The organism is Cupriavidus sp. CuC1 (assembly GCF_044627735.1).
Taxonomy (GTDB): domain Bacteria; phylum Pseudomonadota; class Gammaproteobacteria; order Burkholderiales; family Burkholderiaceae; genus Cupriavidus; species Cupriavidus ulmosensis.
In genome coordinates this window covers 1-18,624 of sequence record NZ_JBIUHC010000184.1, presented here as the reverse complement: position 1 = coordinate 18,624, position 18,624 = coordinate 1, and the positions used below count along the sequence as shown (strand labels likewise).

The 18,624-nt window shown below is 64.2% G+C and carries 17 protein-coding genes; 5 read left to right on the top strand and 12 right to left on the bottom strand.

The window, feature by feature from the left end; all coding sequences use genetic code 11:
- Positions 1–544: 544 nt before the first annotated feature.
- Positions 545–1,234, top strand: coding sequence for an alpha/beta fold hydrolase (locus ACGLHR_RS44210; protein WP_400102173.1), 690 nt, complete (start codon positions 545–547; stop codon positions 1,232–1,234).
- 152 nt (positions 1,235–1,386) lie between these two features.
- On the opposite strand, the gene ACGLHR_RS44205 is transcribed toward ACGLHR_RS44210, so the two are convergent.
- Together ACGLHR_RS44205 and ACGLHR_RS44200 are read right to left on the bottom strand one after the other, a co-directional pair.
- A complete protein-coding gene (locus ACGLHR_RS44205; RefSeq protein WP_400102174.1) occupies positions 1,387–1,947 on the bottom strand; it encodes an SGNH/GDSL hydrolase family protein in 561 nt (186 codons plus the stop codon).
- Between the two features lie 288 nt (positions 1,948–2,235).
- Positions 2,236–3,216, bottom strand: coding sequence for a Bug family tripartite tricarboxylate transporter substrate binding protein (locus tag ACGLHR_RS44200; protein WP_400102172.1), 981 nt, complete (start codon positions 3,214–3,216; stop codon positions 2,236–2,238).
- 197 nt (positions 3,217–3,413) lie between these two features.
- Here ACGLHR_RS44200 and ACGLHR_RS44195 point away from each other — a divergent pair, with 197 nt between their 5' ends.
- Positions 3,414–3,917 (top strand): GyrI-like domain-containing protein, encoded by a 504-nt coding sequence (locus ACGLHR_RS44195; RefSeq protein ID WP_318232581.1) that lies wholly within the window; start codon positions 3,414–3,416, stop codon positions 3,915–3,917.
- A gap of 152 nt (positions 3,918–4,069) precedes the next feature.
- Here ACGLHR_RS44195 and ACGLHR_RS44190 read toward each other — a convergent pair whose 3' ends face one another.
- The 4 genes from ACGLHR_RS44190 to ACGLHR_RS44175 all read right to left on the bottom strand — a co-directional run bounded on the left by ACGLHR_RS44190 (position 4,070) and on the right by ACGLHR_RS44175 (position 8,595).
- A complete protein-coding gene (locus ACGLHR_RS44190) occupies positions 4,070–4,876 on the bottom strand; it encodes a fatty acid hydroxylase family protein (RefSeq protein WP_400102171.1) in 807 nt (268 codons plus the stop codon).
- A 216-nt stretch (positions 4,877–5,092) separates the two neighbouring features.
- The gene (locus ACGLHR_RS44185; protein ID WP_400102170.1) at positions 5,093–6,460 is read right to left on the bottom strand and encodes an MFS transporter; all 1,368 of its coding nucleotides are present in this window, start codon (positions 6,458–6,460) and stop codon (positions 5,093–5,095) included.
- A gap of 129 nt (positions 6,461–6,589) precedes the next feature.
- Positions 6,590–7,861: an iron-containing alcohol dehydrogenase gene (locus ACGLHR_RS44180; RefSeq protein WP_400102169.1), complete on the bottom strand. Its 1,272-nt coding sequence runs from the start codon at positions 7,859–7,861 to the stop codon at positions 6,590–6,592.
- The gene (locus tag ACGLHR_RS44175) at positions 7,858–8,595 is read right to left on the bottom strand and encodes an alpha/beta fold hydrolase (protein WP_400102168.1); all 738 of its coding nucleotides are present in this window, start codon (positions 8,593–8,595) and stop codon (positions 7,858–7,860) included. The genes ACGLHR_RS44180 and ACGLHR_RS44175 overlap by 4 nt, the downstream gene beginning before the upstream one ends.
- Positions 8,596–8,720: 125 nt before the next feature.
- On the opposite strand from ACGLHR_RS44175, the gene ACGLHR_RS44170 reads away from it, so the two are divergent.
- Positions 8,721–9,452: a GntR family transcriptional regulator gene (locus tag ACGLHR_RS44170; protein WP_318232586.1), complete on the top strand. Its 732-nt coding sequence runs from the start codon at positions 8,721–8,723 to the stop codon at positions 9,450–9,452.
- Between the two features lie 48 nt (positions 9,453–9,500).
- Here ACGLHR_RS44170 and ACGLHR_RS44165 read toward each other — a convergent pair whose 3' ends face one another.
- The 4 genes from ACGLHR_RS44165 to ACGLHR_RS44150 form a co-directional block, all read right to left on the bottom strand.
- Positions 9,501–11,174, bottom strand: a complete 1,674-nt coding sequence (locus ACGLHR_RS44165) for a dipeptidase (protein WP_400102167.1) — start codon at positions 11,172–11,174, stop codon at positions 9,501–9,503.
- Between the two features lie 303 nt (positions 11,175–11,477).
- Positions 11,478–12,212 carry an XpsR family transcriptional regulator gene (locus ACGLHR_RS44160; RefSeq protein WP_400102166.1) on the bottom strand — a complete coding sequence of 245 codons (735 nt, stop codon included), beginning with the start codon at positions 12,210–12,212 and terminating at the stop codon, positions 11,478–11,480.
- Positions 12,213–13,120: 908 nt separating this feature from the next.
- Complete coding sequence (locus ACGLHR_RS44155; RefSeq protein WP_400102165.1) at positions 13,121–13,957, bottom strand: class I SAM-dependent methyltransferase; 837 nt, start codon at positions 13,955–13,957, stop codon at positions 13,121–13,123.
- A 57-nt stretch (positions 13,958–14,014) separates the two neighbouring features.
- Positions 14,015–14,449: a GFA family protein gene (locus ACGLHR_RS44150; protein WP_400102164.1), complete on the bottom strand. Its 435-nt coding sequence runs from the start codon at positions 14,447–14,449 to the stop codon at positions 14,015–14,017.
- Positions 14,450–14,636: 187 nt separating this feature from the next.
- Between ACGLHR_RS44150 and ACGLHR_RS44145 the strand changes: the two genes are divergently transcribed.
- Together ACGLHR_RS44145 and ACGLHR_RS44140 are read left to right on the top strand one after the other, a co-directional pair.
- A complete protein-coding gene (locus ACGLHR_RS44145) occupies positions 14,637–15,635 on the top strand; it encodes an AraC family transcriptional regulator (protein ID WP_400102163.1) in 999 nt (332 codons plus the stop codon).
- Between the two features lie 179 nt (positions 15,636–15,814).
- Positions 15,815–16,885 (top strand): MBL fold metallo-hydrolase, encoded by a 1,071-nt coding sequence (locus ACGLHR_RS44140; protein ID WP_400102162.1) that lies wholly within the window; start codon positions 15,815–15,817, stop codon positions 16,883–16,885.
- 58 nt (positions 16,886–16,943) lie between these two features.
- Here ACGLHR_RS44140 and ACGLHR_RS44135 read toward each other — a convergent pair whose 3' ends face one another.
- Positions 16,944–17,348, bottom strand: coding sequence for a cupin domain-containing protein (locus tag ACGLHR_RS44135; RefSeq protein WP_400102161.1), 405 nt, complete (start codon positions 17,346–17,348; stop codon positions 16,944–16,946).
- 119 nt (positions 17,349–17,467) lie between these two features.
- Positions 17,468–18,283 carry an AraC family transcriptional regulator gene (locus ACGLHR_RS44130; RefSeq protein WP_400102160.1) on the bottom strand — a complete coding sequence of 272 codons (816 nt, stop codon included), beginning with the start codon at positions 18,281–18,283 and terminating at the stop codon, positions 17,468–17,470.
- Positions 18,284–18,624: the final 341 nt, after the last annotated feature.

The following is an 18,624-nucleotide window of genomic DNA, read 5'->3' as shown; positions in this document are numbered from 1 at the left end:
CCTGCTTCCAGCAATGGAAGAGACCAAACGAGGTACTACGACGACTATGCTGCATTATTTAAGACGTTGTGTTTAGATACCCTCATGGCGGAACTCCCTCGGGTGACGACCGGTAGTCGTTGCGGGTAAGACCTTGGTAATTCTGGTGCAGATCGCCCGGGCAAGACATCATCCATAAGTATGAGAACGCCACTGAAGCGCCTGCCCCGTCTCTGCGGAACACCCGATTCCGTGGATTTCCGCCCAGAACCGAGCGTGCGCTGATGCACGGTCGTGCCCTGTTGGGGGGGGCAAGGCGAATTCCTGAACGGGAAAATCTCGAAACAGGCCGCGTTGCCACTGGCTTGCCTGGTCGTTGTCTTGGGTGGGTGCGGCGGGGGACGGCGGTAGTGCCGCGACGGGGGCCACGGGAGCGGCCGGCACCGCCGGCGTACAGGGCGCGCAAGGTATCCAGGGCATTACCGGTGTTGGCCAGGCGCGGTCATTGGTCGGGGGGAGCACAGTAGAATTGATCTCCTTATCGACGACGTCTCAGCCAATCACGATGCTCGCACTGGTCCTTTTGCCTGCCATGCCGTGTGACGCGCGCTTGTATCGCGCCCAGATTGAAGGCCTATCGGATATTGTCGACCCGGAAGTCAAAGTCCTCGCGGAGGAGAGTTTCGCCGCGAGTGCCGATCTTCTGCTATCCCAGGTCAAAGGCCGCTTTATCGTAGCCGGTACCGCATACGGTGGTTGTCTCGCCATCGAGGTACTTGCGAGAGCCCCGGATCGCGTGGCAGGACTTTGGTTGATGAATTGCAACCCCGGCGTGCATCCAGATCCTGCTGGCGTACGGGCGACCAGTGCAAGAATCCGCAATGGTGAACATGCAGCCGTGACGCAGGAATTCGCCGAAAAGGCGATTCCACCGAGGGACACGCTCTCGCGAGCGACGTTTGTGCAGATGGCACAGGATTCCGGGGCGGCACTGTTTGCCCGCCAGTCGGATGCCACCCTGACCCGACGGGATCATTGGGACACGCTTGCGTCGGTGGATGTCCCGACGCTATTGGTCTGGGGCGCGGCGGATACATTCGTGTCGATTGAAGTCGGTCGGCGGCTTGCCGCTGTCTGCCCGACTCCCGATATGAAGAACTTCCCGGCTGTGGCCACTTCCCATCGATGGAGCGTCCCGAGGCGACTACGGCGATCGCCCGAGCATGGCTATTGGACAAGTTTCGTGACCACATAGGATGATGACTTGGGGCAGGCATGCACTCCATGCCATCGACGGCTGAGTGTCCGACGCAGGTCGCCTGGAGCCATCCAAGCGTGGCCGCGACCTGGCGAGGCTGCAGACCAAGGTCATCAGACGCCTGTTCCTCCCCCGCAAGCCTCACTGCCTCACTTCACCGCAACCTGCGAAACCACCCGTTGCCCGGCATCCGATGCGTTGCCGAACAGCATCTCCATCCCGATCGCCTTGGCCATCGCCTCATAGCCCGCGTCGCCCGGATGCAGATGGTCGCCTGAATCGTAGACCGGCAGCATGCGCGCGGGATGAGCGGGGTCGCGCAATGCCGCATCGAAGTCCGCCACGGCATCGAAGGCGCCGCTGCTGCGGATCCAGGCATTCAGTGCCTGCCGTGTCTGATCCTTCGCGGGAGTGTAGTGGCCTTCGAGCGGCGTGCCTTGCAACGCGTTCTCGAACGGTGGCAGCGTCGCCCCCACCACGCGGATGCCGCGGGCGTGCGCGCGTTCGATCAGTTGCCGGTATCCGGCGGTGATCGCCTCCACCGAGCCCGCCGGGGCGGACGGCGCGAAGGTGCTGCCGGGCCAGCCGATATCGTTGATGCCCATCATCACGATGACGGCACGCACGCCGGGTTGCTCCAGCACGTCGCGTCCGAAGCGGGCGAGGGCGTTTTCGCCCATCTTGCTGCCCAGCACCCGTGCCCCGGATATGCCGGCGAAACAAAGTGCAGCTCCGTGACACTGATCGAGAACTCAACCGGCCGCTGGAAGGAAATGCATATGTTCAGCCTTCCAATGGCGTTGTAAATGGAGGTGAGAGGCACGAGGGTCCAACGCTGAGCGTGCTCTAGGGCCGCCTCGGGTCGGCCACGGTCGTTGCCGTCGCTGGCCGCAAGGGGCCGCTCCCGGCCGAATCCGTCGTTCAGAAGAACCGTGCAGCCTTCCCCGGAAATCGGGGAAGAATTTTTTTCTGCTGCGCCGGTTAGCCCTCTCGCTTCCCTAGTTGATGCGCACGTTGGCGTCCTTCACCACCTTCCCCCATTTCGCCAGGTCCGTTTTCATCAGCATGGCAAGCTGCTCAGGCGTGCTCGACTCCAGGATGGCGCCCTGGCTGGCCAGCCGCTGCGCCAGGTCGGGTGCCGATACAGCCTTTACCACCTGGGCGTTGAGCAATTGCACGATCTCCTTCGGCGTGCCGGCCGGCGCCAGCAATGCGAACCAGTTCTTGACGTCGAAGCCGGGCAGGCCGGCTTCGGCAAGGGTCGGGATTTCGGGGCTCATCGGCAGGCGCTGGCTGCCCACGACGCCCAGTGCCTTGAGCTTTCCGTTCTTCACCAGCGGCATGGACGAAGGCACGCTGTCGAAGAAGATGGAGACGTTTCCTGCCAGCAGGTCCGGCATCACGTTATTGCTGCCTTTGTAGGGGACATGAAGCACGTCGATGCCGGTGGCGCTCTTGAACAGTTCAAGCTCCAGGTGCGACAGGGTGCCGTTTCCCTGCGATGCCGCGCTAAGCTGACCCGGCTTTGCCTTGGCCAACGCGACAAGTTCCTTGACAGAATTCGCGGGGACGCTCGGGTTGACCACCAGCATGTGCGGTACATGGCCGACCAGCGATACTGGCGCGAAGCTCTTGATCACGTCGAAGCCGAGCTTGCTATAGAGATTGGCCGCAATGGCCAGCGACCCGGATGCCAGCAGCAAGGTGTAGCCATCGGGGGCGGCTTTGGCAACCAGGTCGGTGCCGATGGTGCTGCCCGCACCGGGGCGGTTTTCAACCGTTACCGGCTGGCCCAGGCCTTCCGATAGCTTCTGGGCGATGGCCCGGCCCATCACATCCGTGGCGCCCGCGGGCGGAAACGGCACCACCAACCGGATCGGCTTGCCCGGATAGGGCTGGGCCATGGCCACGCCCGGGCCGCTAGCCCATATGCACATTGCCAGTGCCAGCGTAGCCAGGCGCACCATCATGTTTCGCATCGCATTCCTTCCTTTTGTTGGGTTGGCGGCTTGAGTTGACCGCCAGCCGGCGGCGACTGCCATCCGATGCAATATCCAAGCCAACACCATGACGGCGCCGCCGCACCACAATGGGCGGACGTGCACGATGGCGCTACACTCCCGTTCTGGATTCCCGGCCCATTCGAGCCGAACTTCCACCCATGGAGCTTCCACGCATGAACGAACAGACATTGCCAGATCTGCAGCCGCCGCGATTCGAAACCGGTGGGCGCCACCTGATAGCCGGCTTCGGCGGCCGCTTTACCGTCGACACCATCGCGGGCATTCCCGCCTTGTGGGATGCCTTTATCCCCCACATCGGCAAGGTGCCCGGACAGGTGGGCGGCGTGACCTATGGCGCGTGCTGCAACCCCGACGGCAAAGGCGGCTTCGACTATATCGCCGGTGTTGAGGTGCAAAGCCTGGATGGTTTGCCGGCGGAGTTCCGCACCCTCGAGCTGCTTCCGCTGCGCTACGCGGTGTTCCGGCATGTCGGCCCCATTGCCACGCTGCACCATACCGTGACCAGCATCTGGAACAAGTGGCTGCCCGCGTCTGGCATGGAATCGGCTTGCGCGCCGGATTTCGAACGCTACAGCGAGGACTATGACCCGGTCACGGGCGAGGGCTTGCTGGAGATCTGGCTGCCGGTCAAGGAACGCGCCGGCGCGCAGCATTAATCGACGTCGCGCACGGGATGTCCTGCATCGATGGTGTTGGGCAGGTGCCATTCAGGATCCGCTGCACGACATCGGGTATGCCCTGGCGGGCCACCGGATGCCGCTGGATTCGGCTGCCTACCCGGGCATCGGTGCGGGATGCGCGGCGTGGCTCAGGCTACCATCGCGCGGCGCTCGTCTTCGGTCAACTCGGGTCCGTCCAGCGTGACGCGTGAATGATCGTTGCGGAACTTCTCGATGATGGGCTTGAGTTCCTCCTTCACATGCGCGTTGCTGTAGCCGTTGAACAGGTGGCCGAGGAGGCCGCGGCGCAGGTCGCTGGTACCCATGAACCAGTCGGCGATGGGAAAGGTGAGGTTCATGTTGTACTTCATCATGATGCCCATGTTGTGATGCGCGGTGTGATGGCGGCGGATGGTGTTGATGAAGGGCATGTTGCGCACGAACCAGTTCTCGTGCACGTGGCAGCAGTAGTGGAAGGTCTCGTACACGAGGTACTGCGCCACCATGGTGAGGAACACTACATATGCAGCGTTGGCATTGAACACCAGCGAGGTGACGTAGGACAGCGTGCTGCCCGCAACGCCCAGCGTGGCCAGCACGCGCCAGGGGAAAAAGACGATGCGGAACTCGCGCGTGGTGTCGATGGTGGGTTCGTTGTCGGTGAAGTACTGGTGGTGCTGCCGGGTGTGGCGCTCGTAGATGGCACGCAGGGCGAACACATCGATCTTCCGGTGCATGACGTACTTGTGCATGAACCATTCGACGAAGTTGCCCGCGAGGAACACCGGCAGGTTCAGCAGCCACTCCCACCGGGCATCGGACATATGGGTGAGGCAGTACGCGATGGCGAGGATGCCGACGCCGTACATGACGGTGATGTGAAGCAGGCCGTTGTAGAGGGGGCTGATGTCGGCTTTGTATTGTTCGCGGAATTTGCGTTGGCGTTCGGTCATCATGGCGTGTCTCCTTTTCATCTGATACATAACTAATATATTAGTAGGATATATTGATATGTCAACGCCGTAACCCTTTTTTTCTTTCCCTGAGCCGTTGGGGGCGGACGCTGGCGCCGCGGGCGACAAGTCCACGCCAACCCTCGCGCCAAAGTAAAAACGGCCCTCGCATCGCGAGGGGCCGTGCAACAACAAAACCAGTCCCGAGAATGACCGCGCTTAGTGCGAAACCTCCTCCAGCGCCCGTCCCTTGGTTTCCACGCCAAGCAGCAACACCGCCAGCGCCGCGACAACAAACGACAGCGCGCCCAGCGTAAAAATCCCGCCCTGTCCTGTGACAGGCAGCAACACACCGACCAGGTAAGGGCCCGCAAGCGAACCGATGCGCCCGATGGAAGACGCAAATCCGGACCCGGTAGCGCGCGATCGCGTCGGGTAAAGCTCCGGCGTATAGGCATAGAGCACCGACCACATGCCGAACAGGAAAAACTGCATGCATAGCCCGGCGGCGATCAAGTGCTCTACTGGCAGCCGCAGTACCGCGGCTTGCCCGTATAAGTACGCCGCTGCGGCGCTGCCCAGCAGCATCAGCGCGCAGGTGGGCTTCTCCAGTAGCCAGGCGGAGAAGATGAAGCCCGGGATGCCGGCCAGCGAGATGTAAACCATGTACAGCACCGACTTGGTGACCGCATAGCCCGCCTGCTGCAGCAGGGCGCCAAGCCAGGTGGTGAGGCCGTAGTAGCCAAGCAGGGCGAAGAACCAGACCGACCAGAGCATCACGGTGCGCTTTGCATATGGACCACGCCACAACTCGGCGAACAACGCCTTGCGCTTGTGACGCGGCGGGGTTGCGTAGCTGTCGGCCACTGGCGGGAGTGCGGCGCCCCAGGCGCGCTCCACGTGGGCTTCGATGCCCGCCATGGTGCTGTCGGCTTCGCGCTCGCGGCCGGTGTCTTCGAGCCAGCGCGGCGATTCCGGCACGCGCCGGCGCACCACGAACACGAAGGCGGCGGGAACCGCCAGGGCGATGAAGATGCCACGCCAGCCGATGACAGGGAGCAGGAAGTAGGTCAGTACGCCGGCGGCGATAAAGCCGATCGGCCAGAATCCTTCCAGGATGGCAACGTATTTGCCACGGCTCTTGGCCGGCACGATCTCGGACACCATCGACAATCCGATCGGGAACTCCATGCCCATGCCGAAGCCAAGCAGCACGCGAAACAGCATCAGGCTGGTGACGTTGTCCGCGAGGCCGCACAACAGGCTGCCGACGCCCCAGAACACCATGCTGACCTGGAACACCGGCTTGCGCCCGAAGCGGTCGGCCAGCAGGCCGGCAATGGCGGCGCCCAGGAACATGCCGAGAAAGCTGGAACTGGCCAGCAAGCCCGTCTGCGTGGCCGTGAGGACGAACTCCGCCTTGATGGAGCCCAGCACGAACGTCATCATGCCCAGGTCCATCGAGTCGAAGAACCAGGCCGTGGCAATGATGCCGAACAGCGAGCGCTGATAGTTCGTCATCGGTAACCGTTCGAGCCGGGCGGCGATTCCCGGCCTCAACTTCTGTTCGCCCGCCGACATATCCATGTTTGTCTCCTTTGGGTATGGCGGCTTGCTGGTGTGCCGCCTTGTCTAATATATTAGTTGCATCGTAGACGTATTCAAATGGTAAACAAAGACACCGAGGGAAAACACCAAGACACGGATGCGCGCGGGTTAAGCAACCTGGCGGCCACTTGTGGCAGGGCCGGTCAGATCGAGCTGGCCATGCCAGGCACGCTGCACAATGGCCGCATAGCGCGCCGGCACGTCTTCCACGGGGAAGGCGCTGGCCAGCCGGGTCACGGTGAGGGCGTCCGTAGTGAGCGCCGGCAGTGCGGCTTCGGCAATGCCGAAGGCTGCGAGGTCGCCTGGGATGCCGAGCCGTTCCACCAGCGCGCGGATGGCCAGCGGCAGGCGCGACACGGCCTGCGCCTCGTCCTGGTCGTCGATGCCGAACAGGCGCGCCACCTCCGTCAGTTCGGCATGGCGCTCCTGCTTCAGGGCATCGAGCACGTAAGGCAGCATCACCGCGTTTGTGCTGCCGTGCGAGCGGTGCGTCATGCCGGCCACGGCATAGGCAATGCCGTGCACCGCGTTCAGCCCCGCGCTGCCGTACGACAGCGCGGCATACAGGCTGGCGTAGCACATGCCGGTGCGCGCCTCGATGTCGCCGCCGTCGCGGTAGGCGCGTTCCAGGTAGCGGGCGCACAGGCGGATGGCTTCGCGTGCGAACAACATGGTCAGGGCCGAGCGGCCGCTATAGCCCGGATCGGGATTGCCGTGGCGCGGGTAAGCCGAGGAGTCGACGGTGATGAAGGATTCCAGCGCGTGCGTGAGCGCGTCGATGCCGGCATCGGCGGTCACCCGTGGCGGGCAGGTATAGGTGAATTCGGGATCGATCAACGCGATCCGCGGGCGCAGCGCATTGTCCATGACCGCGATCTTGGTGGCGCTGTCCGGGTCCACCAGGATGGCGCCGGGCGTGGCCTCGGAGCCGGTGCCCGACGTCGTGGGTAGAGCGATCAAGGGGATCGGCTGCGTGCCCGCAGGCATCGTCCCGGCAAAATCCCGGATTGGCCGGCCGCCGGGCAGCGTCAGGCACAAGGCCTTGGCGAGGTCGATGTTGCTGCCGCCGCCCAGGGCAATGACGTGGTCGGGCGCCTTGCCGGCCAGTTGTTCCCGCAACTCCGAGGTGGCCGCGTCGCATAGCACGGTGGTGGGATCCGCCATGCCGCCGTCATAGACCAGCGTCTCGATACCGGCCGCACGGGCGGCTGCCACATACTCGCCGACCCATGGCGTGTGCCCGGAGAAGAACGCATCGGTGACCAGCACGCCGTTGCGGTAGCCCAGGTGCGCCAGCAGGCCTGGCAATTGCGCACGCGTGCCCGCGCCAACGATCAGGCGGGCGGGGGCGCAGAAATACACGAGATCTTCGACTCTCACGGCGACTCCTGTAGGGATGGGTAAAGGCGGGGGAGGTGGGTGCGCAAGGCTTGCCCGACAGCTGCGGTGTGGTACGTGAGCACGCTGTGCCCGGCACCGGCGATGCCCGTCAGCGCGGCGTGGGGCAGGGCCTGCGCCAGCGCGACGGCGTGCGGCCAGGGCGAATCCTCATCGTCGTGGCCGTGCACCACCAGCGCTGGCGTGCGGATACGCGGCAGTAGTGCGCGCTGGTCGGTACCGCGGATGGCTTGCCAGGTCCACGCAACGGCGCTGTGGTCCGCCGCCTCGGCCAGGTCAAGGCGGCGCTCGCGTTGCGCGATTTCCGCCCGCAGGGCGGTATCGTCCGTCGCACGAAACCACTGCACGTTTGCCAGATGCGGCGAGCCGGACAGCAGGAACAGGCCCGACGGCGCCGGCGCGGCAGGATCCTGGCGGCAGGCCTGCGCATACGCAAGCGCCACGGATACGCCCATGCTCCAGCCCGCCAGCACGAAGGGACCGGTACCGGCGTGCACGCCGATTACTTCGCGCAACGCCGCCGCATAACGCGCTAGCGTATAGCCCTGCGCGTTGTCCGGGCGTGCTGCCTGGCCCCGTCCTTGCAGGTTGGGCAGGATGAAGGTGCAGTCCGCTGCCAGGGACCCAGCGAGTGGCAGCCAGGCGGCGCGGGTGCCCTGGATGCCGTGCACGGCCACTACGCTGACAGGGCCACGACCCACGCGAATCACATCCATACGGTCTCCAACACAACTAATATATTAGATGGATGATAGCAGGCGAAGGCTGATCCGCAAAGGCTGGGAGAGATTGTCCAAATGACTCATATACAATTGGTATCTCATCACTTGACTGGGTGGCCATGATCAGGAAAACGGCATCTGCCAGTAAGGTTCGGGCAGTGGAAGCGGTGGAGACGGACGATGCGGCGGATACCTCGCCCGTGCAGAAGGGCAGGCTGACGGACCTGGCTTACGAGCAGATCGAAGAGGCCATCATCACGCTGCGGCTGGCCCCCGGCACCTCGGTCTCCGAGTTGCAGCTCAGCGAGATGACCGGCATCGGCCGCACGCCGATCCGCGAGGCGATCCAGCGCCTTGCCCGCGAGCATCTGGTGGTGGTGTTGCCACAGCGCGGCTTGCTGGTGCCGCAGATCGACGTCGCCAAGCAGCTCAAGCTGCTGGAGACCCGCCGCGAGGTAGAGCGCCTGATCTGCCGCAGCGCGGCGCGCCGCGCCACGCCCGAGGAGCGCGCGCAGTTCAAGCGGTTGGCGGAGGAGTTTGCCCGGGCCTCCAAGTCCGGGGACGATGTGTCCTTTATCCGTGCCGACCGCGAGTTCAATGAGCTGAGCCTGGTGGCTGCCCGCAACGAGTTCGCAGAGGGCGCGATGCGCCTGATGCACGGGCTGTCGCGCCGCTTCTGGTACTTCCACTACAAGCAGGCGGCGGACCTGCCACAGATGGCAAAACTGCATGCCGCCGTGGCCGCGGCCATTTTCAAGGCGGATGTGGAAGGTGCCGGCAAGGCGCTGGACGCGCTGCTCGACAACATCGAGGATTTCACGCGCGCCACGGTGCTGGGCGATCTGCGCTGAGCGCCTTGCCGCGCGCTGAACGCCGGCGACCGACCGGCGCGCGCCGTGTTACTGCATCGCCTTCAGATCCCCGATGCGGATCAGCATCTCGGTGAACATCTGCATGTCCAGGTCCAGGTCGGCGACTTCCTTGTACTCCTTGGCGTTGTGCGCGGTGTACTTCTTGCCGGGCATGGCGGGGCCGAAGTTGATGGCGTTCGGCATCAGCTTGGCGGTCGTGCTGCCGGCGGTGGGCACGGGTTTGGCTTCCAGCCCCGTGGTGTCGCCAAAGATATTGAGCAGCGTGGACAGCCACGCGCCCTTCGGGTCGCGCGCCATCCAGTCGCCTTGGTCGTGGCTGATGGTCACCGTCGCGTGGTTGGCGGCGGCCCAGGCGTTGATCTTGTCGGCCACGGCCTTGGACAGTGCCTGCGGCGTGTTGCCGCGCGGCATGCGGACGTTGGCGGTGACTTCCAGCTGGCCGTCCTTTTCCCGGACCAGGTTGGGCGACAGGGTGAGCGGGCCCATGAAGTCGTCCTTGTAGGCCACGCCCATTTTTTCGCCGAGGTAGCCGGTGCCGTACAGGTCGTCGAGGTACTTTGCTGCCCGGGCGTAGTGGTTGTCGGCCAGCGCGATGCCGGATTCCCGCAGGAACAGCGTCAGGCGCGGCAGGGGATTCACGCCTTCCTCGGGCCGGGAGCCGTGGGCGGAACTGCCGGTGACCTTGACCTCCAGGCTGTCGGCGCCCTGGGTGATATCGATCGCGAACCTGCCCTGCGGCGCGTATTTCTCGATAAAGGCGGCGCGTGCTGCTTCAAGCCGGGCGCGGGCCGCGTTCAGGTCGCCGCCCTTGAGTTGCGCGCTCGCGGTCTGCGGCACGGCGTTGGCGGCGGCCGCGCCGCTCATGGCGACGATGGCGGTAGCCTTGCCGTCGGCGGCCTGCACGAGGAAGAACACCTTCAGGCTGCCCGAGCCTTTCTCGGCCACCACGGCGGGGTATTTGCTGTCGAGCACGATGTTGTACTCGGGCAGCGTGGTGTGCTGCCGGTAGTACTTCATGCCGTCGCCACCGGTTTCCTCGGTGGTCTCGATCATCAGCCGGATGGTGCGCTCGAGCTTCAGGCCGCTCTCTTTCACGGTCTTCATTGCGTACAGCACGGTGGCGATCGAGCCCTTGTCGTCGATGGTGCCGCGGCCGTACAGAAAATCGCCCACGCGCGTGACCTTGAACGGATCGAGCCTGGTGCCGTCCTCCAGCACCCATTCGTCCGCCACGGCCGGGACCACGTCGGCGTGGGTGAGCAAGCCGAATTCTTCCTTGCCCCGGCCCGGCAGCGTGACCTCGAACACGCGGTTGTCCACGTTGCGGAAGGTGAGGCCGAAGTCCTTGGCCATGCCTTCCACCAGCTTGCCGAAGGCGATGATGGCGGGGTTCTCGTGCTGCGGGATCTTTTCGTCGCGCACGGTGCGCAAGGCCACCATGCGCTCGATGGCGTTGATCACCGCCTGGTGGTTGTGAATCCGGTTATAGACGCCCAGCAAGCGCCCGATATTGGTCAGGTCGTCGCCGTGCAGCGGGGCGTGTTGTCGGTACGCTGCGACACTGCCTGCCAGCGAGGGATTGGCCTTGGCTGCCGCGTTCAGGAATGCATTGAAATCGGCCGGCGGGCTGGCCTGCGCGGCGGCGACCAGTGCCTCGAGGCCGGGCTTCTTCAGCGTGTCCGCGAGTGCGGGTTGGCCCACGGCCAGCGTGAGCCAGGCAAGATGCGAGTAGGGTTGATCGTTTCATGGGCAGGGCTCCCAAAAAACGAAGGATGTTCGCATGAGTCGGGGCGCTGGTGCAAATCCCGCCGCGCAGCCGACAGCCCCGGCGCTCTATTTCCTGCCGACCATGTACTTCACGCCCTGCGGCCCGTAGCGCTCCGAATGCGCTTCGTTGGCGCGCAAATGGAATTCATCCCCGGCCCGGAAGGCTTGCTCTTCGCCCTCGGTGGCCAGGTAAAGCGTCCCTACGGTGGCCGGCAGGCTGAACAGTGGCTCCAGGGGCTACATGCCCTGGAGCACGAAGTCCGATCTGCGTTGTCGCGCTTCACTTGGATCGGGGTGGTGATTCCGTTGGGCAGGATACCCGCCGCTTGGAAGCGCACTGGATGCACTCCCGGCCGACAGCGCGTGCTGGCTCTGCGGCAATCTGCCCGGACCGCTTGCAGCCGCGGGACGGCTATCGAAGTCGCTTGGTGCCAGGCTGGCGCCGAGCAGCTTGCCGAACGCGTTGAGCTGCACGTCGGAGGTCAGCCCCGCGCTGCCCGCGAGTGCGGGGCACAGGATCCATGTGGTGCCGTCTCTTTCGTAGGCGTGCAGCAGCCTTACCTGGTCCGCCGGCTGCAATTGCCGCTCTTCACATGCGACCTGATCTAGTCCAAATGCCCGCACGAAGTCCTCAGCCTGGCGATAGCCGATGCAGATGACCACCTTGGGCCGCCAGTGCGCGCAGAGCGTGCGCAGGAAGCGGAATCGCCCGCCATGCCGGCACAGATCCAAGTAGCGATCCTTGGGCACGAGCTCGGACTGGCCGCGGAACACTTTGGACCAGGGTGTCAGGCCATCGAGCATGACGGGCAGGGGAAACAGGTTGAGCTTGAATTCCGCGCCGTCGGGTGCGTAGAGCTGGTCCCAGTAGTACTCCTTCCAGTCATTGTCATCCAGCCGGATGCCGAGCGCTTGCGCGCGGGCTGCGGCCATGATGCGGGCAATGCGCTGATGGTTCAGCCATTTGCCCATGGCTTCCCGATGCTTCGCGCGAAACGCCGCATCCCATGCGTGTGGCTCCGTGCTCGGCCGTAATGGCCCCGCCAGGCGCTCGTACCAGGGATGTGGGCTTCTGTCGCAGATCCAGACATTGGCCCTCGGGTTTCCGCCTTCCATCCCTACGTACGAGGCAAAGTAATTGTCCAGTTCCTGACGTGTATATACCCCTGTGTGCTGCACTATTGCCCCTTGCCTGAAGGTGGGACCCCGTTTTGTTCCACAACGTGCCGCTCGGCGCTTGCAGGCCGCGCGTGCCGCGTGGTTGATTTATGTGTCCTGCGGGTCGGCTGCGCGGTGTTGTGGCTCACCCTACCGCGTCGGCTGCGACCTCGCTTTTTGCATTTGTTTATGTGGATCTTGAAACTGAAATAACCGGTTCATGCCCGTCGGCCGGAACTGTTCATTTCTTGAAATACTTCCCCCGCCAAATTGACATGAAATGTCGAAAATATCAAATAGTCAATTGGTGCGCTGCACTATAGCCGAGATAATTTTTGGCATACATTTAAATATTTTAAGCTCTGAAATAAAAACGGTGGAATGCCTGATGCTATGGCGGTTTCATTATTTGCATCCCCCCTGTAGAGGGGATTGGTTATGAGAAAACGCCGCTGAATCAGCCTGTCCTGGCCCCTCAAATCAAGAGGAAGCGGGGGAAAAAGGGGTGTAGGCCGGGGAGATCGCCTACACCCTCAAGGGATGGCAACAACGGGGTTGATCGAGTTGCCGTTGGTAAGTGTGCTGCAGCACAGCAATTTCAGTACCCCGCTGAAGGGGAGGGTAGTTGCCAGCGGGGCAGGAGATGGTGGCGGATGCAACCACGGCTGAAGTTTTTTTGCCCCACGGTTGTCAGCCTTTCACGGCGCGTTTGTCGCTGGGCGTCAGCGGCTGCGTTCGATCACCACTTCGAGATACTCGCTGGGCAAGACCAGCGTGCCATCGCCCGAGCGGTTGCGGCTCACCATCAGCGCCATCAATTCCTCGGTGAATGCCGCTTGTTTCCCGGCATCTAGCGCGCCGAACGTCTTGTGCATCGGGCCATAGTAGGTGCGGAACACTTCGAGCCAGTGCGCCGGCGAGTGGTAGCGGAAGATGAACTCGCGGGTGGCCGTGTGGATCGCCCGGGCGGCGTCGCCGAACAGGGTCTCAAGCGCTGCCTTGGTGCCCCATGATGCGGGCGATTTGACGCCCGGCGGCGGGGGGATGTACTTGCCGATGGTCTTGAACAGCTGGCCGATAAAACTCTCGGGCGTCCAGTTGGCCAGCCCGATCCTGCCGCCGGGCTTGCACACGCGCGCGAGCTCGCGCGCGGCTTGTTCCTGGTCAGGGGTGAACATCACGCCGAAGGTGGACAGCACCACATCGAACGAGGCATCGGGAAACGGCAGGTTTTCCGCGTCAGCCTCCTGGAAGCAGATCGTGTGGCCTTCGGCTTGCGCACGGGCGCGGCCGGCTTCGAGCAGGGCGGGCACGTAGTCGGTGGAGGTGACATCGCACCAGCGGCGCGCGGCCGCCAGCGTGGCGTTGCCGTTGCCGGCGGCGACGTCGAGCACACGCGCGCCGGCGCGCAGGTCAAGCGCTTCGCACAGGGTCTCGCCGACGATCTGCAGCGTGGTGCCTACGACGGCATAGTTGCCTGCGGACCATGCGGCCTGCTGGCGGGTCTTGACCGCGCCGAGATCGGCTGCGGGGTGTGAGTCGGAAAGGACAGCGGACATGGTGGTACTCCTGGTAGCTTGTGGAATCGGGCATTGGGCCGCAACGCGGCGACGCGGTCATTCCGCGACGCTCACGCCCGATCCGCCCATTTCCTTCGGGACATCCTTCATCTTGGGCAAGCCGTCGTGCATCCGCAGCTTCGATTCCTGATAGTGCACATGGATGCCCGGTTGATAGGGAAAGCCGGGAATGACCGCCGCGTACACATCGGTAAGCCCCATGCCCGGATGCTCGGTGAAAATGTGCCCGCCGCACGTCTTGCACCATTTGCGATAGCTGTTCGCCGTCTTGTTGTACGTGCCGATATTGCCGGCGCCCTGCGTGACATGCACCGCCTCGGGTTTCCACAGCGTGAAGGCGTTGACGGGACCCGCGGACCAGGTGCGGCAGGACTCGCAATGGCAGTAGCCCATGCCGGCGGGCTCGCCGCTGACCGTGAACTGCACCGCACCGCAAAAGCAGCTGCCCTGATAGGTTTTCTCGTTGCGCATATCGTGTCTCCTTGGCGGTTTGCACGCGCGGTGCCGGTAGCCCGGCGGCATCCGTGCGAATGACAAGCCCTGCGGACTGGTTTTGTCGCGCATGGGGTGGGTGTAGTATCACCACGTTGCTTGTCTTGACGAATGCTCCGGCGTCCAGCGTTCTTGCGCGAGACGCCGGATTTGACGGGCCTTGTTCATGGATGCCGTTTCCGATGTTCTTCGCGTGGTACGCCTGAGCGGCGCGGTGTATCTCAACGGAGAATTCACCGCGCCGTGGTGCGTGCTTGGCGAGGCGGATGCCGCGCTGTGCGACGCGTTCCTGCCGCGCTCCGAGCGCGTGGTGTCATTCCACCTGGTTACCGAAGGGAGTTGCTGGGCACGGCTGGCGGACGACCCCATGTCGGCCATTCATCTGACTGCCGGCGAACTGCTGGTGGTGCCGCAAGGCGAGTCGCACATCATGGCCAGCGTGCTCGACCTGTCGCCCGTGCTGGTGGGGCCCTTGCTAGCCACGCAACTGGAGAAGGCGCCGCGCCAGGTGATGCGGCTGTCATACGGCGGCGGCGGAGCCGGCACGCGTCTCGTATGCGGCTTCCTGGCTTGCGACGATACGTTGAGCAACCCCCTGCTATCCGCGCTGCCGCGCATCTTCAAGATCGACATGCGCAACGATCCCCGCTCGGCCTGGCTCGATGCCTCGCTGCAGTTTGCGGCGGCCGAGGCGGCGGACTGGCGGGTCGGCACCGAGATCGTCCTTGCCAGGTTGTCCGAACTGCTCTTTGTGGAGGCGGTGCGCCGCTGCATCGATGCGCTGCCAGCGGACAAGAAAGGATGGCTGGCGGGCGTGCGCGACCGCTTCGTCGGGCGCGCGTTATCGATGATGCACGCGCGGCCTGCCTATGCCTGGACCGTCGACGAGCTCGCGCGCAAGGTGGGGTTGTCGCGTTCGGCGCTGGCGCAGCGCTTCACCGAGCTTTTGGGGCAGCCGCCCATGCAGTACCTGGCGCATTGGCGCCTGCAGATCGCGGCGCAGGAACTGCGCGGCGGGAGCAAGTCGGTTGGCGCGGTAGCGGAGCACGTGGGCTACGAGTCGGAGGCTGCCTTCAACCGCGCATTCAAGCGCGAGTTCGGCATGCCACCGGCAGGCTGGCGCCGCCACGGCGCCAAGGGCGTGGCGATAGCGCCGCTGACATAGCGGCCAGCCTCAACGGCCGCGGGGCGCCCTTATTGTGCGCTGCGCGAACGGCCAGACCTCGGTAGAATCGCTCACGGCGTCGCACGCAAGATGCGCAGCCTTGCCCCATGCCGGTGCAGTATCCTGCGCGCAATGCGTCGCAGCCGGCATGTCCGCACGGACCCAAGGAATAAAACAAAATGAGCGACGAGAGTTTGACCCCCTCTCCCGAGAGCAAGCCGGTTCTCGACTACCCCTGCGGAGAAGCGCCGGCGCCAGGCAGCGCGGTTGAGATCGTGCCGGGCGTGTTGTGGATCCGCATGCCGATGCCGTTTGCGCTGAGCCATATCAACCTGTGGGCGGTGCGCGACGGCAATGGCTGGGCCGGGGTCGACGCCGGCTTGCAGACCAGCGAAACCGCCGCCGCCTGGCGCGACCTTTTCGCGCAGGGTGGAGCGCTGGCGGACGGGCTGACCCGGCTCTTCGTCACGCACATGCACCCCGACCATATCGGCATGGCCGGCTGGCTGACCCGCAAGTTCGCCTGCCGCCTGTGGATGACCCGGCTGGAATACCTGAACTGCCGCGTGCTCGCGGCGGACACCGGACGCGAGGCGCCGGAAGACGGCGTGCGCTTTTATCGCCGCGCGGGCTGGGACGACAACGCCATCGAGGCCTACCGCGTGCGCTTTGGCGGCTTCGGCAAGTACGTCCACGCCTTGCCCGACAGTTACCGGCGCCTGCGCGACGGCGAGCACCTGACGATTGGCGAGCACCAGTGGCGGGTCGTGGTTGGCAACGGCCACTCACCCGAACACGCCTGCCTCTACAGCGAGGCGTTGAAGATCCTGATCAGCGGCGACCAGATCCTGCCGCGCATCTCTTCCAATGTGTCGGTCTTCCCGACCGAGCCCGATGCCGATCCGATGGGCGACTGGCTGGCGTCGCTCGCCAAGCTGCGCCGGGAAGTCCCGGACGACGTACTGGTGCTGCCGGCCCACAACGAGCCGTTCCGTGGCCTGCATGCGCGTATCGATTATCTGGAGCGTAGCCAGCATCAGGCGCTGGACCGGCTGCGCGGCGCGCTGGCCGAGCCCAGGCGGGCGGTGGATGTCTTCGGCGAGCTATTCTCCCGCCCCATCGGCGGCGAGCCCGGGCTGCTGGGCATGGCAACGGGCGAGAGCATTGCCCACCTGAACTATCTCGTGCACCGGGAAGAGGCCGTGATGGAGGTGGGCCCGGACGGCATCGCGCGGTATCGCAAAGCTTAGCAAGGCTTAGCAAAGCCTGAGGGCCGGGAGGGTAGGGCGGGCACGGCGGGCAGGGCGGTCAGATCCAGACGTCGTTGACCGCCGTCCGCTCGCCACCCGCTTCGCCGGTATTCACTACGCCCCGGGGCTCGATCAGCAGCAGCTTCACCTCGGTCTCGGCAAAGGGTTTGTGCTCCACGCCCTTGGGCACCACAAACATTTCGCCCGCCGATAGCCGCACTTGCCCGTCGCGAAAATCGATGCGCAGCGTGCCCTCCAGCACGATGAACGCCTCATCGGTATCGACATGGCGGTGCCAGAGAAAATCGCCTTCGATCTTCACCAGCTTGAACTGGTAGTCGTTCATCTCGGCGATGACTTTCGGCGTCCAGCGCTCATGGATCAAGCCGAGCTTCTGTGCGAAGTTCAGGCTTTTGTATTCCGTGATGTCTTTGTGTTGGGTGCTTGCCTGATCGTGTTGCATGGCGTGTATCTCCTTGCCTTGTCATGAACGCTCACGTTAGCAAGGCCGGCGCGCGAAATCTTGTACGATCGTGCAAGCCTTCAGCGGGTGCCTTCAGCGGGTGCCTTCAGCGGGCGCCCTCAGCGCACCCTTTGCTGCATCTTTACCCAGCGGGCAGGCGACATGCCATAGGCCCTGCCGAAGTGACGCGTCATATGGCTCTGATCGGTGAAGCCGGCGGCCAGCGCAGCGTCGGCCAGCGACTGGCCCCGCATCAGCAGCGAGCGCACCAGGTCAAGCCGGCGCATGGTCAGGTAGCGGTATGGGCTGGTGCCGAACAGCAGGCGGAAATCGCGCGACAGGCTCCAGCGATCACGCCCGCAGCACGCTTCCAGCTCGCTCAAGGTGACCGTGCGGTGCAGCGCGCCATGGATAAATCCCCGCGCCATCTCCGCAGCCCGGTAGTCACAGCCCTGGTGCCTGGCGGGAGCGCCGGCTGCGGCGCTCAGGGCATGCGCGAGATCGAACAGCGCATCGTCTTCCTCCAGCGGATCGAGCGGGCTCTCCATGCTTTGCAGCAAGGCGCCGGTCGCTTCGCGCAGCCGCGCATCCGAGGACAGGCCGTTCTTGATAAAGGGCAGCGGCTTGCCGCCCAGCACCTGCTGGATCAATGCCGGCTCGATATACATCATCCGGTACTGGAAGCCAGCTTCGGTGCCGGCCTCGCCGTCATGGACCTCATCGGGATGCAGCACAATGGTCCCGCCAGGCACGCTGTTGCACTCTCCGCCACGATATTGAAAGCGCTGCACGCCCGACAACGTCCGTCCGATGGCATAGGTATCGTGGCGATGCGGATCGTAGCCGTGCCCGGAAAAGAACGCCTCGATGCGTTCCATGCGGCCTGCTTGCGGCGCGCGGAGAACCCAGTCCTTGGGGGTGTCTTTCAACGGCATGATGCTCCATCCCTGGTGGCGGCCAGCCCTTGAGCCGGCACGATCACCAGACCGGCACCTTGGGCAGGTGCCAATCTTGCCATACGGCGAGCAGGCGAGGGGTGAAGTGCATATGCCAGCGCGGACGGACCGTGCGGAGTTGGGTGTGTATGCACGTGTGCGATGTGTATGGCTTTTATTTTAGCCCGCTGACGCGGGGGGTGCGTTTTGGGGCGGGGTTTTGATGCTTCTAGCTGCTGTCGCGGCTGGGCGGTGTTGCCGTTTTAAACATGACGACATAAGTATTGCAGCATGTATGATTGCGTGGTTACTCTAATGGAGAGGCAGCCATGCGCAGACTC

Excerpts from the sequence above, each read along its gene's own strand:
- ACGLHR_RS44210 (WP_400102173.1), top strand. The coding sequence starts at position 545 with ATGCTCGCACTGGTCCTTTTGCCTGCCATGCCGTGTGACGCGCGCTTG.
- ACGLHR_RS44200 (WP_400102172.1), bottom strand. The coding sequence starts at position 3,216 with ATGCGAAACATGATGGTGCGCCTGGCTACGCTGGCACTGGCAATGTGC.
- ACGLHR_RS44195 (WP_318232581.1), top strand. The coding sequence starts at position 3,414 with ATGAACGAACAGACATTGCCAGATCTGCAGCCGCCGCGATTCGAAACC.
- ACGLHR_RS44190 (WP_400102171.1), bottom strand. The coding sequence starts at position 4,876 with ATGATGACCGAACGCCAACGCAAATTCCGCGAACAATACAAAGCCGAC.
- ACGLHR_RS44185 (WP_400102170.1), bottom strand. The coding sequence starts at position 6,460 with ATGGATATGTCGGCGGGCGAACAGAAGTTGAGGCCGGGAATCGCCGCC.
- ACGLHR_RS44175 (WP_400102168.1), bottom strand. The coding sequence starts at position 8,595 with ATGGATGTGATTCGCGTGGGTCGTGGCCCTGTCAGCGTAGTGGCCGTG.
- ACGLHR_RS44170 (WP_318232586.1), top strand. The coding sequence starts at position 8,721 with ATGATCAGGAAAACGGCATCTGCCAGTAAGGTTCGGGCAGTGGAAGCG.
- ACGLHR_RS44160 (WP_400102166.1), bottom strand. The coding sequence starts at position 12,212 with ATGGGCAAATGGCTGAACCATCAGCGCATTGCCCGCATCATGGCCGCA.
- ACGLHR_RS44155 (WP_400102165.1), bottom strand. The coding sequence starts at position 13,957 with ATGTCCGCTGTCCTTTCCGACTCACACCCCGCAGCCGATCTCGGCGCG.
- ACGLHR_RS44150 (WP_400102164.1), bottom strand. The coding sequence starts at position 14,449 with ATGCGCAACGAGAAAACCTATCAGGGCAGCTGCTTTTGCGGTGCGGTG.
- ACGLHR_RS44145 (WP_400102163.1), top strand. The coding sequence starts at position 14,637 with ATGGATGCCGTTTCCGATGTTCTTCGCGTGGTACGCCTGAGCGGCGCG.
- ACGLHR_RS44140 (WP_400102162.1), top strand. The coding sequence starts at position 15,815 with ATGAGCGACGAGAGTTTGACCCCCTCTCCCGAGAGCAAGCCGGTTCTC.
- ACGLHR_RS44135 (WP_400102161.1), bottom strand. The coding sequence starts at position 17,348 with ATGCAACACGATCAGGCAAGCACCCAACACAAAGACATCACGGAATAC.
- ACGLHR_RS44130 (WP_400102160.1), bottom strand. The coding sequence starts at position 18,283 with ATGCCGTTGAAAGACACCCCCAAGGACTGGGTTCTCCGCGCGCCGCAA.